This window comes from Nonlabens sp. (assembly GCF_039941875.1).
Classification (GTDB): Bacteria; Bacteroidota; Bacteroidia; order Flavobacteriales; family Flavobacteriaceae; genus Nonlabens.
In genome coordinates, this window is the sequence record NZ_JBDVDQ010000014.1 from 357,995 (window position 1) to 373,819 (window position 15,825).

General features: G+C 34.6%; 13 protein-coding genes. 7 read left to right on the forward strand and 6 right to left on the reverse strand.

Annotation, left to right across the window (positions count from 1 at the left end; translation table 11 throughout):
- Positions 1-19: 19 nt before the first annotated feature.
- From ABJF08_RS09150 to nadC, 4 genes are all read right to left on the reverse strand, one after another.
- Positions 20-445, reverse strand: coding sequence for a DUF2147 domain-containing protein (locus ABJF08_RS09150; RefSeq protein WP_348115844.1), 426 nt, complete (start codon positions 443-445; stop codon positions 20-22).
- A 66-nt stretch (positions 446-511) separates the two neighbouring features.
- Entirely contained in the window at positions 512-1,075 is a 564-nt protein-coding gene (locus ABJF08_RS09155) for a chalcone isomerase family protein (RefSeq protein ID WP_104515045.1), read from the reverse strand.
- 27 nt (positions 1,076-1,102) lie between these two features.
- Entirely contained in the window at positions 1,103-2,035 is a 933-nt protein-coding gene (locus ABJF08_RS09160; RefSeq protein WP_348115845.1) for a YihY/virulence factor BrkB family protein, read from the reverse strand.
- A complete protein-coding gene (gene nadC, locus ABJF08_RS09165) occupies positions 2,028-2,894 on the reverse strand; it encodes a carboxylating nicotinate-nucleotide diphosphorylase (RefSeq protein WP_348115846.1) in 867 nt (288 codons plus the stop codon). Before nadC ends, ABJF08_RS09160 begins: the two co-directional genes overlap by 8 nt.
- A 196-nt stretch (positions 2,895-3,090) precedes the next feature.
- Between nadC and ABJF08_RS09170 the strand changes: the two genes are divergently transcribed.
- The 7 genes from ABJF08_RS09170 to ABJF08_RS09200 all read left to right on the forward strand — a co-directional run bounded on the left by ABJF08_RS09170 (position 3,091) and on the right by ABJF08_RS09200 (position 11,861).
- Positions 3,091-6,060 carry a VIT domain-containing protein gene (locus ABJF08_RS09170; protein ID WP_348115847.1) on the forward strand — a complete coding sequence of 990 codons (2,970 nt, stop codon included), beginning with the start codon at positions 3,091-3,093 and terminating at the stop codon, positions 6,058-6,060.
- Between the two features lie 307 nt (positions 6,061-6,367).
- Entirely contained in the window at positions 6,368-6,841 is a 474-nt protein-coding gene (rlmH, locus tag ABJF08_RS09175; protein WP_348115849.1) for a 23S rRNA (pseudouridine(1915)-N(3))-methyltransferase RlmH, read from the forward strand.
- A gap of 271 nt (positions 6,842-7,112) precedes the next feature.
- Positions 7,113-9,293, forward strand: coding sequence for a DNA mismatch repair protein MutS (locus tag ABJF08_RS09180; RefSeq protein ID WP_348115850.1), 2,181 nt, complete (start codon positions 7,113-7,115; stop codon positions 9,291-9,293).
- Positions 9,294-9,695, forward strand: a complete 402-nt coding sequence (locus ABJF08_RS09185) for a thiol-disulfide oxidoreductase DCC family protein (RefSeq protein WP_348115851.1) — start codon at positions 9,294-9,296, stop codon at positions 9,693-9,695.
- Positions 9,696-9,757: 62 nt separating this feature from the next.
- Complete coding sequence (locus ABJF08_RS09190; protein WP_348115852.1) at positions 9,758-10,834, forward strand: OmpA family protein; 1,077 nt, start codon at positions 9,758-9,760, stop codon at positions 10,832-10,834.
- A 7-nt stretch (positions 10,835-10,841) separates the two neighbouring features.
- Positions 10,842-11,426: a hypothetical protein gene (locus ABJF08_RS09195; RefSeq protein WP_348115853.1), complete on the forward strand. Its 585-nt coding sequence runs from the start codon at positions 10,842-10,844 to the stop codon at positions 11,424-11,426.
- Between the two features lie 18 nt (positions 11,427-11,444).
- Positions 11,445-11,861, forward strand: a complete 417-nt coding sequence (locus tag ABJF08_RS09200; RefSeq protein ID WP_348115854.1) for a hypothetical protein — start codon at positions 11,445-11,447, stop codon at positions 11,859-11,861.
- Positions 11,862-11,867: 6 nt separating this feature from the next.
- Here ABJF08_RS09200 and ABJF08_RS09205 read toward each other — a convergent pair whose 3' ends face one another.
- A complete protein-coding gene (locus ABJF08_RS09205; RefSeq protein WP_348115855.1) occupies positions 11,868-12,041 on the reverse strand; it encodes a hypothetical protein in 174 nt (57 codons plus the stop codon).
- Between the two features lie 66 nt (positions 12,042-12,107).
- Positions 12,108-15,824 carry a metallophosphoesterase gene (locus ABJF08_RS09210; RefSeq protein ID WP_348115857.1) on the reverse strand — a complete coding sequence of 1,239 codons (3,717 nt, stop codon included), beginning with the start codon at positions 15,822-15,824 and terminating at the stop codon, positions 12,108-12,110.
- Position 15,825: the final 1 nt, after the last annotated feature.

Genomic DNA, 15,825 nt, shown 5'->3' on the forward strand with positions numbered 1-15,825 from the left:
CCATTAAGTTAGCGTCCATTTAAAGTCGTATCCATGCCTGAGTTCTATAAAAAATGGCAATGTACCCACGTACTTTTAATTGGTTAGGATTAGCCTCATCCAGCCATATTTTACAGGTATAAGTTTTACCATTTTCTGGGTCAAGAATAACACCTCCTTTATATACATCTCCTTTTTTATCAAGACCCTGAATAATTTCCAGTCCTAGAATCGGAGCATCTTTCTGTTCTCCTTCACAGTTAATGCATAGTGCGTTTTTAGGCGCATTCTTGTCTAGTATTTTAGCTACTTTTCCATAGATCTTCCCATCTCTTTCGTAGATTTCTACATGTGCTTTTACCTCACCAGATTGATCATCTATGGTTTTCCATGTACCAGTAACTTGTTGAGCATCCGCTTTCGCGAAAGCGAGAACACAAAGAACAATAAAAACTAGATTTTTCATTTTATGAGAATTAAAAAGCCTATGTAAATTACATAGGCTTTCATTTATTAATAAGTCGCAGATAGATTATTTACCTAACATACCGTCTTTAAGATCATCATCTGCAGGGTCTTCACCTAACCAGATACCGAATAAACCTTTCTTAAATTTTAATCCAGCGATAGTACCTAAGTCTTTACCATTTTTAGAAACCTTAGTTCCTGTTCCTGGAGCATAAGCGATTTCAAAATGATCTCCTTTTACAATTGCTTCACTAAAAAGACCGATAAATTTATTGATTTCAGATTGAATAGCTGCTCTTTCGCTATCGGTACAACTATCGCCGAAACCGTCTTCTACAGCACTTTTCATCTTGCTTTGTGTCACTTTACTATCTGTGATATCTAGAGTAATTGCCATAGCCTGGTCTGCACTTACTAGAGTAGATCCATTACTGCTCTTTGTTGTAGTATATAAAGCACCCACATAAAGCTCAAACCATAATTTCTGTCTTACACCAGCTCCATTTAAAGAAAGCTCTTGACCAGATACAGTTAGATTTTTTTCTATAGAGACACCTTCGATAGTTTGCTGTGCAGTTGCAGTATAAGTTCCCAAAAGAGCCATCACTGCTAAAAGTAATTTTTTCATTTTTAAATATTTTAGTTCTTAAATATACTACACAGATTTCAAATTCCGTGCCTTTAATGATCTAAGTGATGCATTTAATTCAAATCCTAGTAATAAAAGATTAGAATTGAGCCATATATAAACCATAAGAATCAGTAACGCTCCTATCGATCCATAGATCTCGTTATAAGAAGAAAAGTTATCTATGTAGATACCGTATAAATATGAAAATATAATAATTAAAAAGGTGGTAACCAGCGCTCCTACTGATAAGAAATGCGTGTTTCTACCGTCTTTTGTACCTGTGAAATAAAGAGTACAGATAAATAAAAATAACATGATTATTAAAGTTACATACCTCAACAACTTAAGCCATATCTCCATAGAATCTTCGGTCATAAAATCTCTACTACGCAATTCTGATATCCAGTATTCGACCACACCGGCTAAAACAACACCTAGAAAAAGAAAAACAACTAACATGATAGAAACAGCGATAGCTACTACATACTGTCTAAAAAAGCCACGATTTAACTCCGAATGAAAACTGCGTTCAAAACCATTAAATATCGCATTGATACCGTTTGCCATTAAAAACAAAGATGTTAAAAATGCTACGGTAAGTAAACCGCTATTACCTTGTAAAGCAATTTCTTTAAAAATGTTATCGAACGCACCTGCTGCCTGTGCCGGTAATAAATCATTTACAAAGAGTAATACCTCTTCTTGAAAATTATCTATTTCTATAAAAGGAATTAAGTTAAGTATAAATAGAATAAAAGGAAATAATGCCATAAAAAAGCTATACGAAATAGCACTAGCACGGGCAGAAAATGCTCCTTGAACGATACCTAAATAGTAGGTCTCACATAAATCCCAAGCGGTCATTCCCGCAAATCCAGGAAGTTTCCACTTGTCAATTAATGCCACTACCCATGATACTATAGGTATACGGTCTACTATCTTTTTTACTTTACTCATGCACCGCTTTAAGACTTAAATCTAGATTATACACACTATGAGTAAGCGCACCACTAGAAATAAAATCTACACCACATTCTGCATATCTTCTTGCAGTATCTTGTGTTATACCACCACTACTTTCTGTAAGACATTGATCACCTATTAACTCTACCGCTTTTCTAGTATCTTCATAATTAAAATTATCTATAAGAATGCGGTAAACACCATCATTAGTAAGAATTTCTTTAATCTCTTCTAGATCTCGAGCCTCTACAATAATTTTAAGATCGCGATTTGTATCTTTTAAATATTGCTTTGTTTTCTGTATAGCTTTTGACACACCACCAGCGAAATCAATGTGATTATCCTTGAGCATAATCACGTCGTATAATCCATATCTATGATTAACGCCGCCACCTATTACTACCGCCCATTTTTCTAGAATACGTATTCCGGGAGTGGTTTTACGAGTGTCCAGAATTTTTGTTCCTGTACCTTCTAATAAGTCTACAAATAATTTAGTTTTTGTAGCAATCGCACTCATGCGCTGCATGGCATTAAGTGCCAGACGTTCTGCTTTTAAAATGGATTGTGAAGAACCTGTTACATAAAATGCTTCGTCTCCATATTTTACTGGAGTTCCATCTTCTATTTTAACCTCTATCTGTAATGTAGGATCTACTTCTTTGAATACCGCTTTCGCGAAAGCGACACCTGCCAAAATCCCATCGTCCTTAACTAGTAATCTTGCCTTACCTACAGCTGTAGCAGGTATGCAGGATAAACTACTGTGATCTCCATCACCTACATCTTCTCTTAATGCATTTTGAATAATGCGTTTAATTTCTTCTTGTGCTTCTTTTGAATTGTAGTCCATCGTGTTTATTTACATCTCAAAAATAAGGCATTCCTTTATGAAGTTAGAATATTTGGGTCATGCTTTTCATAGTTCACTCAATGAAACGGACGGTTTACTCATTGTAGCTATATTTTAATGCTTAAATATTAGAAATTGTATCAAAATTAAACGGCATGTTAATTGAGAATCTGATTTCTCTATAAAACCTAACCTTATGAAAAAGTACTGCAATACATTTCTCGCGTTTTTATTCTTATTCTCACTTTACACCACTGCACAGCAATCGCCTGTCCTCAAAGTGGGCGATAAAGAAGTAGGTCTCTCAAAATTAGATATAGATGTAAAAGTCACTGGAAACAGAGTAGTGACTACTTTTGATATGTTGTTTTACAATCCTACTTCTCAAATATTAGAAGGAGAGCTTAATTTCCCACTAGGTGATGGTCATGAAGTGTCACGATTTGCCCTAGACGTAAATGGTAAATTAAGAGAAGCCGTGGTAGTCGATAAAGAATTGGGACGTATAGCCTTTGAAGAAGTGGTACGTCGCGGCGTGGACCCTGCATTATTAGAAAAAGGAACAGGAAATAATTACAAAGCACGCATCTATCCTATTCCTGCAAATGGTCATAAACGTGTAGTTCTAGCTTATGAACAAGAACTTACCTATGAAAATGAAGCACATTATTACCAGTTGCCTCTAAGATTCAAGAACACTATAGACGATTTTCATTTAAGAATAGAGTTTCTAGACCAGTCCAAAAAGCCCATACTAGTAGATGGACAGTTGTCTGGGTTAAAATTTACAGACTGGCAACATAATTATGTGACCGATTTAAGGTTAGAAAAATTTAAGGCAGATACTAATCTTAAAATCAAAATACCTACAGATATTCAAAATGATCAACTTGCTGTTTCTGGCGATCATTTCTATTATTACCAGACTTTTTCTAACTTAAAAAAGAAACGTGCCTCTATGAAGGAAGTAACTCTTTTATGGGATGCATCGCTGTCTATGAAAGATCGTGAGATAGAAAAAGAGCTCGCTTTTTTAGATCTTTTCTTTAAAGAAAATCAAGATATTAAAGTAAACCTAGAGATTTTTAGTAATAAAATAATGACCAATTTATCTGGTATCAAAATTAGAAATGGAAATTGGAATAAAATAAAAGAGATCCTAAAAAATCAAACTTATGATGGTGGTACAGATTACAGTACTATAATTAAATCACCTAAAACAGATGCTTACCTCCTATTTACCGATGGTTTAAAAACACTGAGCAATTCTGACTTTCATCCCGATGCACCAGTATTTGTGATTAACAGTTTAAAAAAATCGAACGCTCCGTTATTAAAAGAATGGGCTCGAGCATCTAGTGGTAATTATATGAATCTTGTTACTTATGATACGGGAGTTGCTTATGATATGATCAAATATCAACCATTAGAATATTTAGGTTATGCGTCAAATAATAAACAAATAGAGATATTACCTAGAGCAACTCAGTTTATTGATAGTGACTTCAGTCTTTATGGAAGAAATGTAAGTACCGGAGAATCTATAGATCTACTTTATGGATATAATGGAAAAGTAACCTTAAGAAAAACCATTAAAATTGAAAAAGATAACGGTCAGAAAGGACAGATTAAAAAATACTGGGCACAGCAAAAAATCGCAGAGCTTGCTTTAAATAAAAAGGAGAACAAAAAAGCTATTACAGATCTTGCTGTACAATACCAACTCGTTACCGATTATACATCTCTTATCGTTCTAGAAGATATACGTGATTACCTAAGATATAAAATAGAACCGCCTGCAGAATTAAAGCAGGAATATGACCTAGCCATCGCGCAAATGAAAAGAGATTCTATAGCTATAGCAAACAATAAAGTTCAATTTAAAAAAGAGCTGATTGAAGTATCTATAAATGACAATGAAGATCAAAGTCCACCACCAAGCCGACCTAATTCTAGCGTAATCCAAAGATTACAAGGTCAGGTTGAAGGACTTAATGTTGAATCAAGTTCTGGACAACCAAGAGCTAATAGTAATATTCAAGTTAGAGAAACTAGTACAACTAGCGGTTTCATAAATTCAGAAGACTACGAAGCTGCTCCAGCGATGCAAGCACCAAGATCGTTAGAAACCGAGCCAGAGTTAGATGAAATAGTCGTCGTTTCAGGGCAAGATGAGAACACCGGTAGAACTAATCGACAGAATCAATTTAGAGCAGAACAAGAACGCAAAAAGCAAATATTAAAACAGCTGGTAGTATCTAATAGAAAAGTACAAGTTCCTTATTTAACAGCATTAAGAGCTACTAATAGTGTAGAAGCAGCTTACCAATTGTATTTGAATAACAGAGAATATTATAAAGAACAGCCTGCATACTTCATAGATGTAGCTAACTTTTTTAGAGAAGAAAGAAACAACACCCTTTTTGCAGACCGTATTCTATCTAATGTGGCAGAGATTGATTTTGACAATTATGAATTGCTAAAAGTTTACGGTTATGAGTTAGAAAAACAAGCCAAACTATACGAAGCTATTTTTATCTTTAATCGTGTATTAGAATTGCGTCCAGAAGATTCTCAATCTTACAGAGATCTTGCTATCGCCTATGAAACTGCTGGACTTTGTAATAAAGCATATGCTTTATACGACGATATTATTTCTGGTAAAATCTATGAAAAAGGAAACCGTAGAGTATTCCCTTCTATGGAAAGTATTTCTAGAACAGAGCTTAAAAGACTAGCGAGCAAGTACCAGAACGATTTGAAAGATGTAACAGTAGCTAAAGAACTTTTAAAAGAAGAAACCTATGATCTTAGAATCTTAGTAGACTGGAATCACAACGATACCGATATAGATTTACACATTGTAGATCCTAACCTAGAAGAATGTTTTTACAGTCATCCTACCACAAAAATGGGCGGACAGTTAAGTAAAGATATGACTCAAGGCTTTGGTCCAGAGCAATACACACTAAGTCAAGCCAAAAAAGGAGATTATTACATCAAAGTAAAATATTATGGAGATCGTTATCAAAAAGTGGAAAACCCTACATTTATGAAGATCACACTAATCAGAAATTACGGAAGACCTAATGAAAATAAAGAGCTTAAATTAATACGTTTAACACACAAAGACGATATAGAAGTCGTTGCGAAAATTACTATTTAAAGTATTTGATTTAGCTTATTAATTAGGTTCTCCATAAAAGACTATAATCAACAATTACTTTTTAAAAGCTCCTCGCCTTAGAAAAGGCGAGGACAGATTTAGCAGCAAAGCTGCAAATCAGGAGTGGTTGAAAGGTGGTAGTACATAACTTAACAATTTATATTAATGGATAAAATTTGTTTAGATTCCAAAAATCACCGCATCAACCTATCCGTCTTTGTCGCTGCGTGCCAAATCCACCTTTCCTTTCTAAGGAAAGGAGCTATTAGAATTGGAATTAAAAAAACTATTCCATTAAATTTGCAACATGAAAATTACACTTCTTGCCGTAGGTAAAACAGACGATTCTCGCATAGAACAACTCACTCAGATGTATGTAGACCGATTAAGTCATTACATTAATTTTGATCTTGAAATCATACCAGATCTTAAAAAAACTAAGAATCTAAGCGAAGACCAACAAAAGAACGAAGAAGGAAAATTGATCTTAAACAAGCTAGAGAAGAGTGATTTTGTCACCATACTAGATGAAAAAGGCAAAAAGTACAGCAGCATGCAATTTGCAGAGTTGATCAATAAAAGAAGTGTTTCTGGTTTAAAAAGATTGGTTTTTATAATCGGTGGTCCTTATGGTTTCTCTCCAGACGTTTATTCTAGAGCAAATTCTAAATTATCCTTAAGCGACATGACTTTCTCTCATCAAATGGTACGTTTATTTGCGGTAGAACAAATTTATAGAGCGTTTACTATATTGAGAAATGAACCTTATCATCATGAGTAGGTTGATAGTATTGAGTCAAAGTTCATCAAACGAACTAAACTTCAATTTCCCTTTTTCGATATTCCATATTTATTCATAACTCCTAAGTCATAAGTCTTAACTTTTACTGCCCATAACCTTACTGTTTAATCAAATGCCATTAAACTTCTAAATTCATTATTCAATATTCGACATTCTTTTAAGTTTGAGTTCATTTTCTCAACTCTTTACTTAATTTCTTGTAAAATGCCGCTAGAACCATTCCATCCTAGCTTATTTTTGTAAGACTTTTATGAGAAAAATATCTAACAAAACGATTCAGGATTTAGAGTTTGATGTAGTCCTACAACAAGCTAGTGCTTATTGTATTACAGAAGATGGTAAAACTGCCATGAATACTTTAAAACCTTTTACAAAACGCTTCTTAATAGAAAGAGAACTAGCCTTTACTAACGAGTATTTATGGTCTTTTTCTAGCGAGCATCGCATACCTAATCATGGCTTTGATATTATAGAAAAAGAGCTACAGTTATTAGGCATCGATAACAGTACCCTAGATAAAGAAAGTATAAGAAGACTAGCCGTATTACCACGTACGGTAAACGAGCACATTAAATTCTTTAAGAAATTACAAGAGTTTTTTCCACAATTATACAAACGTCTAGAACACATTACTTATAACGATATGATACCTACACAGGTAGATCTTGTTATGGACCGTTTTGGTGATATTAAAAATGACGCATCACCACATTTAAAAAACATAAGACGCGAGATGAATACTGTGCGAGGCCAGCTTAACGGTAGCTTTGGTCAGGCACTAAGTCATTATGGACAACTGGATTATCTTGATGAAATAAGAGAATCTGTAGTAGAAAACCGCCGTGTACTAGCCGTAAAAGCCATGTACAGACGCAAGGTAAAAGGTAAAATGATGGGTAGTTCTAAGACTGGAAGCATCTCCTACATTGAACCAGAACGCGTGTTAACGCTTTCGCGAAAGCTGTCAGAATTAGAAATAGAAGAACTAGAAGAAATCCAGAGAATTCTTAAAGAACTGACTGATTTTTTACGTTCGTTTATCCCAGAATTTGAAGAATACAGAACCTATCTTACTCATACGGACGTCATAGCTGCTAAGGCTAAATATGGTCGCAAAATAAAAGGATGTTTACCCATGATGGTAGATCATCAAGAACTAGAACTAGTAGATGCTTATCACCCTTTATTATGGGTTGCAAATAATGAGCGTGGCGAGACTACCTATGCACAAACCATAAGACTAGCACCAGATAATAGAATAATTGTTATTTCTGGACCTAACGCAGGTGGTAAATCCATTACTTTAAAGACTATAGGTTTACTTCAATTAATGATACAGACTGGTATGTTGATACCGGTTCATGAAAAAAGTAGAATTTGCGTTTTTGAGCACGTACTTACAGACATAGGTGATAATCAAAGTATTGACAACCATTTAAGTACATACAGTTATCGTTTAAAAAATATGCGCGGTTTCCTTAAAACGGCCAACGATAAAACACTTTTCTTAATCGATGAATTTGGTACAGGTTCTGATCCAGAATTAGGTGGCGCCCTAGCAGAAAGTATGCTAGAAGAGTTAAATAGCCGCAAGTCTTATGGTATCATCACCACGCATTATACTAATTTAAAAATGCTAGCAAACGAGTTATCAGAAATGACTAATGCTAACATGCTCTTTGATTCTAGAACTTTGGAGCCTATCTATCAGTTGCAATTAGGTGAGGCAGGTAGCTCATTTACCTTTGAAGTGGCACAAAAGAATGGTATTCCTTATTCGTTAATTAATAAGGCAAAGAAAAAAGTAGAACGAGGCAAAATACGTTTTGACAAGTCTATCGCAGCTTTACAAAAAGAACGATCTAACCTACGACGCAATAATGAAAGCCTACAAAATAAAGAGGTAAAAGCAACACAGCGTGCTAATAAGTTAGAGGACACACAAGAACGTGTGCAGCAAAAATTGCAAGATTTTCAAGAACTCTATGACGGTTACCAACGCTATATTCAACTAGGTAAAAAATTTGATGGCCTTGCAGAAACATTTGAAAATAACAAAAAGAAAAAGCAATTACTAGACGAGCTTATGAAGCTGGTTATTACCGAAAATGTAAAACGAAAACCAGCAAAAAAAGAGGATGCTCCTAACCGCAAAGCTGCAAAACAACAAAAAGGAAAACAAAAACAAGTAGAACACGAGGTGATACAAAAGGTTCAAAAAATAAGAACCGAAAAAATAAAAGCCAAAGTAACAACGGTTAAAGAAGAAAAGTTACCTGAGGTGGTCTTTAAATTAAATGACCGTGTGCGACTATCTGGTTCTAAATCTATAGGTACTATAGACCAGATAGAAAAAGGAAAAGCAACTGTAAACTATGGTTTCTTCACTACTTTAGTAGCTCTAGAACAGTTAGAAAAAGTCGGTAAATAGATGAATAAAAAGCACGATATAGTATTATTTGATGGGGTATGCAACCTTTGCAATAGCGCCATTCTGTTTATTATAAAACGTGATAAAAAAGACCGTTTTAGATTTGCTCCTTTAGATAGTGATATCGGTAAGGAGCTGCTTTCTAAGCATCACATAGATCCTACTAAAATAGATTCTATCGTATTAATTAGTGGTGATTCCGCTTTCGCGAAAGCGGATGCCGCATTAAACATAGCAAAACATTTGAATCATTTGTGGCCACTGCTCTATGTATTTAAGATCGTACCCAGTTTTATTTCTAATAAAATTTATGACTTTATAGCTAGAAATCGTTACAGATGGTTTGGCAAAAAAGAGAGTTGCATGATCCCTACTCCAAATTTAACATCTAAGTTCTTATAGAAACTCGCCCAAACGTTAATTATTTAACAGTTTGATAGTATATTTAGCGCAAATATATTTACGTGAAAAATCTTTGGCCTGGATTATTAATATTCCTTCTCTATTGCATGGGATGCCTACTTGTTTTGGGTTATTTTTTAGGCGATATAAAAAGTGATGGTATTCATGTACCACCACTCGATTCTACTGTAGTTAAAAATACTGACATTTCTAAAATTCTAACGGACACAGCTCCTATAATTACAGAAGAAGAAATAGGTTTAAAAGAAGATCTAGACACTACAAACTCTGTTTCTATTGAAACTGTGAATGCCACTAGTAATTCTTCAATTGATATAAATAATATCGATACTAGTAATGATATAGAGCTAGAAAAGACCTCTGCTCCATATGAGGCATTACCATTTTCTGTATTTAATGAGGCAAATGAGGTTTTAATACCTTGCAATTTATTTGCTTTAATTTATGAAAATCGCAATAAGGTAAAAATCCCATACGGTTGTATCAATTATGGTGTGGAGATCAAAAAAATATTAAGTCTGCACAAAGAATCTTCACTTACCATCATCGGCTATAGCTCTCCAGAAGAACCGTCTACACTAGGTAAACAACGTGCGGAATATCTTAAAAAGTTACTGGTAGGGATAGGTATTGATAAATCTAGATTACATACTAATGCTTCTTTTCAAGATATTAATTATGTCTATGGTAAGGCTAATGGTGGTATTTTAATGCGCCTAAACAATAGTGATTCCTTACCTACTATTTCTACTGCACCTATAAGTAAAGAAGTAACATCAGATACTACAAAACCTACTGGTCCTTTCGCTTACAAGAAGTTTACCTCTGGTTATCAAGGAGATTACTTTTATGGCAACCAAACCTTTACTTCTTATGTAAGTCAAATCAAAACCTATCTAAAGGATAACCCAGGTAAGAAAATTGAAATATATACTTATACAGATTCTGTAGGTAATGCTATCGATAATATGTCTATATCAAAAGCAAATTCTGCAACAGCACAGCGCATAGTGGCTCAATCAGGTATACCTGCCTATAAGATTAAATCTATATCGATGGGTGAAAAAGCCGTAGACGGAAGTGGTAGTAGTAAGTGTGTTATTTTAAAAGTTAAATAAAGTAGTTATGGAATTTATAGAAAATAACAGCAGTCTACTTCTGGTCTTTTTTTTAATGATGTTAGGTGCGTTTATAATAGGTTTTCTATCAGGAAAATCTAGTATAGATACAGTTACTGCACCTGTTGTAGATAAAGATAATTACAAAGCTAGTATTGTTACCAACACGATAAGTAAAACTAAAAACAATACTACTGTTACAGATGCTACCGATATGAACCGCGTAGAAATAGCAGATATAAGTGAACCTGGTAAAATAAGAGCTATGAAAACCAGAGAACGTGCTGGTAGATTAAGTCAAGAAGTAAAAGCTGAAATGGCTAATAAAACGATAGACTTCTCTAACATAGGTACAGGAGATAAATCACAAGCAGATGATTTTAAAAAGATAGTAGGCATAGGCAGCTTTGTAGAAGAAAAACTGAATACAATAGGTATTTATAACTACTCACAACTTGCTCAAATGACTGATGCAGATATCAATGCGATAACTAAGGTGATAGAATTTTTTCCTGGTAGAATACACCGCGACGACTGGAAAGGGCAGGCTAAAGATTTGATGAAAATTGATCAAAAAAATACAGAAGTATAATTTTAAATACATCTACTTATGAAAATCAAGTACAAAATAATAAAACTTTATGGATTCCTAATTATAGGGTTGGTTTTCTCATTACTTGGTGTCTCAAACTTATTTTATAATGATGACATCTGGTGGACTGATTATGTCCAACTATTATTTGGGCTTTTATATATAGGTTATTTTCTATATGCATTATGGGGTCAGTATCTTACTATACATAATAACACGATCGGTAAATTAAACTCCTTGGGGATTCCTATAAAAATGAATCTAAGCGATGTCATCCGGATTAAAAAAATCAATGAAGATTACACCTTAATTACAGAAGATAAAGAGTTTAAAATTAAAACAGACTGGATAGAAAAATCTTCACTTTTAAAGTTAAATAAAGTGTTGCAGCAACTGGATTTACCTGTAGATAAAACTCCTTTTCACAATAACTAGAAAATACTACTTTTCCGTTTTCTTATTTTGCCAATAATAATAAACGCCTACTAGCTCTGTAAAGAAGCCTATTATTATCATACCCTTTGCTCCTAATATCTCGGTAAGGTACATGACAACACCTAATAAGACTATGATGCTGCCTAGAGCGATCATATAAATAGATCCTTTTTTATTCATACGGTAAAAATAAAGCCTTCTCGATAATTACCGAGAAGGCTTTGTTACAATTTTTAGAATTTGGGCTTAAAAACTAAATCCAACTTGAAAACTGAATCTCAGCCCATCTTCTCCAGTAAATAGATTAAAGGTGGCTCCTATTGCATTTGAACTGTTTACCCAGAATCCACCACCGAAATCGTTGTGCCATTTATCACTGTTCTCGCCATCTTGCCACACTCGACCTACGTCTGCACCACCGAATATTCCAATTTGCAACGGTACAAATCCTGTCTTAAACTCGTTAAAACTATATCTTACATCTGCACTACCAGCAAGAGCGCTTTCTCCAGAGAATCGTTGTGTGCGGTAACCTCTTAGACCATTATTTTGTCCTACCTGTGCACTTTGATAAAACTGATAATCATCACCTATATTAAATGTAGCTTGTGTAAGCGTCTTAAGAACCAGACTACGGCTGCGGTTTAATGCGTTATAAAAACCTAGTTTAGGTTTAATAAAACCAAATGTATTTCCTAAGTCATCTTTGTCGGCATTTATTCCAGCTACTATGTCAAATATCATCCCTCGTGTAGGGTTCAATTTATTATCATAACTCTCATAATTGTAACCACCATTTAATTCTAAGAACCATTTGCGTTCAAAAAACTCAGGATCTTCTGCTGGTGTAGCAAATTGCGTTTCTAAGAATCTACCTTCGTCTTCTTCTATTTCAAAACTCTGTATTTCTATTCCTCCTTTTACGTTAGAACCATACTCACCTTTATAGCTTACACCTACTCCACCGGAAATCTCACTTAATCTCACACGGTTAAAATCAAAATCCAAATCGTCGTCTAGATTTACCGTTTCATTTCCAAAACCGAAGAAATTCTCTGCAAATGTAGGGTTAGAAAATCTTGCTTTTACCGTAAGATTCATTTGATTAAATACACCTGCAAATGTTCCGTTATAGTTGATATCAAAACCTTCTGTAGCAAAGTAATAACCTGCTCTTATTTGATGTACTCTCGTATTAGGGTTGCGGTTAAAACCATTTACAGTATACGTATTTTGAACACCTATTTTAAAACCATCATCTGGATTAAAACCTATAGCTGGTGTTAATACATTAGATTTTAAAATACTCTTGCGTGGGTCGTAGAGGTTTCTGTTGTAACTGTCCGACAGTCTCAATCTCGCACCACCTTTATCTGTAAAAGTGTTCTTTTTAGTTTTATGATCATAAATAGAAATAGATTTTCCATTTTCTAGATTATAGATGTCATTATTTTGTCCTCCTACAATTCTTACTTTTATTCGGTTCTTTCCAGTTCCTACGGCTTCTATAATATCATCATCATCTAGTGCGTATACCCAAATCTCTTTTGTGTCTTCCGCAAGAAATAAACGATCAACGACAACATCTGCTTTTTCACCATCCTTATTTCTATAAATAGTTACCCTAGTCTTTCCGTCCTCTACTCTATTCACTACTACAAAGTCATCCTTATCCGTACCTGTTATTATGGCCAGATCTGATAAATAGTCATAATAACGCTCAGCTATTTTCACAATATTGCCACGACGTATTTTCATATTATTGATGATCTTTTGTGTAGATTCATCTGGATAAATTTCGGCAGGTAATTCTTTAAAAGCGGCTTCAATATCCTCATCACTTAAATGATCCTGAATATATTGTGCTTGTGTTATCCACATATCTCTATCTGCTTCTTGTGCTAGACTACGGTCTAGATAGGAAGCTGCACTGTTGAACCATTTTACATTATCTAACTCTTCATCATAGGTCGCAAATTGTTTAGTAAGACCAACCATAGTTCTTAAAGTGGCAAATAAAGCACCATCAAAATTAGAAAACACCTGATCTCTATCTCTAGGAATAGGCTTAAAAGTACTTTTACCATCTTTTTTAAACTGTGCCCATCTCCATTGATCCTGATGTCTGTCCCAGTCTCCTAGTAGCATATCAAACATACGTGCTCTCACAAATGCTGCTTGGTCTATTTTGTACTTTTCGTCCTCTCTTAGTTTCTCAAAAATGTCTGCCGTACTTTCTATATCATCAGAGTTTCCAAAACTTGCTAGGTCTTTTTGATTCTCTTCTGGTCGCTCGACTAGCATGTAAAGCTCGTCACCATAATTATTATTATAATTTCCTAAAGCCTCTTGTTTAGGCACAAAATAGATCTCTGGATTAGTATGATATACTCCTATCGCATCGCTTAATTTAGGTAGCGTTAATGCCGCATAGGGATGCGCAGCAGTATAGAAGTCAAAAAGGAGATCTTCTGCTGTGGTATCCTCAAAAGATTCTGCCACGGTATTTTCTTTAAATACAGTAGTCTGTAAAAACTGCACAGCACTTTTTTTAAGTGCTCTTAAGTTGTACTGTCTTCCATCTTTTGCCACTAATCTCAAAGAGCGAGTTTGATGACCACCACCAGATCGATCTACTACCAGTCCTCCTTTTAAAGTGTCAAGTAATGCAACTTTTGCATTGATTTTAGTCCCATAAAGATCTCTGTATTTATTACCCCAGACAGATTCAAATACAGCGCTTTTTTCTACTCTTTCTTGATCGTATATACTCGCTTTCGCGAAAGCGGGATACTCATCTGGCAATGTCTCTAAATCAAATTCTACTGGTTTCTTAATAGCCTCATAAGTGAAAAGTAGTTTCTCTTTTCCGTTCTCAAAACCATAATACCTCACCCAGCTGCTACCATCTTTCATAACATCTAGTCGAGCAAATCCCATACCTCCATAAGAAAACAAACCGTCATAACTTAAGGTTGCATAACTTTGCTTTGCACCACTACCAGAAACTATCTGACGTATTCCATCATTTTCTATATACTGTAAGGTATGCTCATGACCACTAGTAAATATTATTCTAGGAGCAGCAGATGCTCTCGCCAGCGTAGTAATTCTATTCGTCATTTCTTGGTATCTCTTATTCTGCTTATCTTGAGCACTAACGCCACCACTCGTTCTAATTTGTGTAGCTAGTGAACCTAAGATAGGAACAGGTAATGCTGACTGCGATGGATATAAATGTTTTACCGCTGCATACTGACCACCATGTATACCGTTAGTAAATAATGGGTGGTGCAATGCAAAAACGATAGTCTTATCCTGGTTCTTCTTTAACTCGCCTTCTATCTCTAAGAAAAACTGTTCTCTGGTCTTGATCTGATCACAGTTATCATTAATAGTTGGGTGATCATCCCATTTTGCTAAATACCACTGGCTGTCTACGATTATAAGCTGTATTTGCTTATTGATATCTATGCTGTTAATAGGACATCCAACTTTAGGTTCCCAAATATTCTTATTATCCAGTGCTTTTTCAATATAATCTTTTTCTCTATTTACATTATCAAGTCCTTCATTGAACCAGTCGTGATTACCTGGTATAAAAACTGTAGAACCTTGAAATACTTTTGCCACATCTATTTGAGCATTCAGATGATTTTCGGCAATAGGTCTAAATTCAGTGCCCTCTTCTGGCATACCAACTGGATAGATATTATCACCTAAAAATATAAGATGATCATTTTCTGTTTTTTGAGACTTGATATAGCTTTCTAGCGCTATTAACCCATCACTTTTACCACCTATAGGTGATTTACCTACATCACCTATAAGATAGAACGACTTTTCTATTTCTAGCCCAGAAGGGAACTGCTGTTGAACCTCTTCTTTATATTGAGCTTTAAAACTGGCACATCCAGTAATAATTATTGCTATTAATAATAAAAGAATGTTATTTTTAGTCATA

Coding starts and splice junctions, on each gene's coding strand:
- ABJF08_RS09150 (WP_348115844.1), bottom strand. CDS start 445: ATGAAAAATCTAGTTTTTATTGTTCTTTGTGTTCTCGCTTTCGCGAAA.
- ABJF08_RS09155 (WP_104515045.1), bottom strand. CDS start 1,075: ATGAAAAAATTACTTTTAGCAGTGATGGCTCTTTTGGGAACTTATACT.
- ABJF08_RS09160 (WP_348115845.1), bottom strand. CDS start 2,035: ATGAGTAAAGTAAAAAAGATAGTAGACCGTATACCTATAGTATCATGG.
- nadC (WP_348115846.1), bottom strand. CDS start 2,894: ATGGACTACAATTCAAAAGAAGCACAAGAAGAAATTAAACGCATTATT.
- ABJF08_RS09170 (WP_348115847.1), top strand. CDS start 3,091: ATGAAAAAGTACTGCAATACATTTCTCGCGTTTTTATTCTTATTCTCA.
- rlmH (WP_348115849.1), top strand. CDS start 6,368: ATGAAAATTACACTTCTTGCCGTAGGTAAAACAGACGATTCTCGCATA.
- ABJF08_RS09180 (WP_348115850.1), top strand. CDS start 7,113: ATGAGAAAAATATCTAACAAAACGATTCAGGATTTAGAGTTTGATGTA.
- ABJF08_RS09185 (WP_348115851.1), top strand. CDS start 9,294: ATGAATAAAAAGCACGATATAGTATTATTTGATGGGGTATGCAACCTT.
- ABJF08_RS09195 (WP_348115853.1), top strand. CDS start 10,842: ATGGAATTTATAGAAAATAACAGCAGTCTACTTCTGGTCTTTTTTTTA.
- ABJF08_RS09200 (WP_348115854.1), top strand. CDS start 11,445: ATGAAAATCAAGTACAAAATAATAAAACTTTATGGATTCCTAATTATA.
- ABJF08_RS09205 (WP_348115855.1), bottom strand. CDS start 12,041: ATGAATAAAAAAGGATCTATTTATATGATCGCTCTAGGCAGCATCATA.
- ABJF08_RS09210 (WP_348115857.1), bottom strand. CDS start 15,824: ATGACTAAAAATAACATTCTTTTATTATTAATAGCAATAATTATTACT.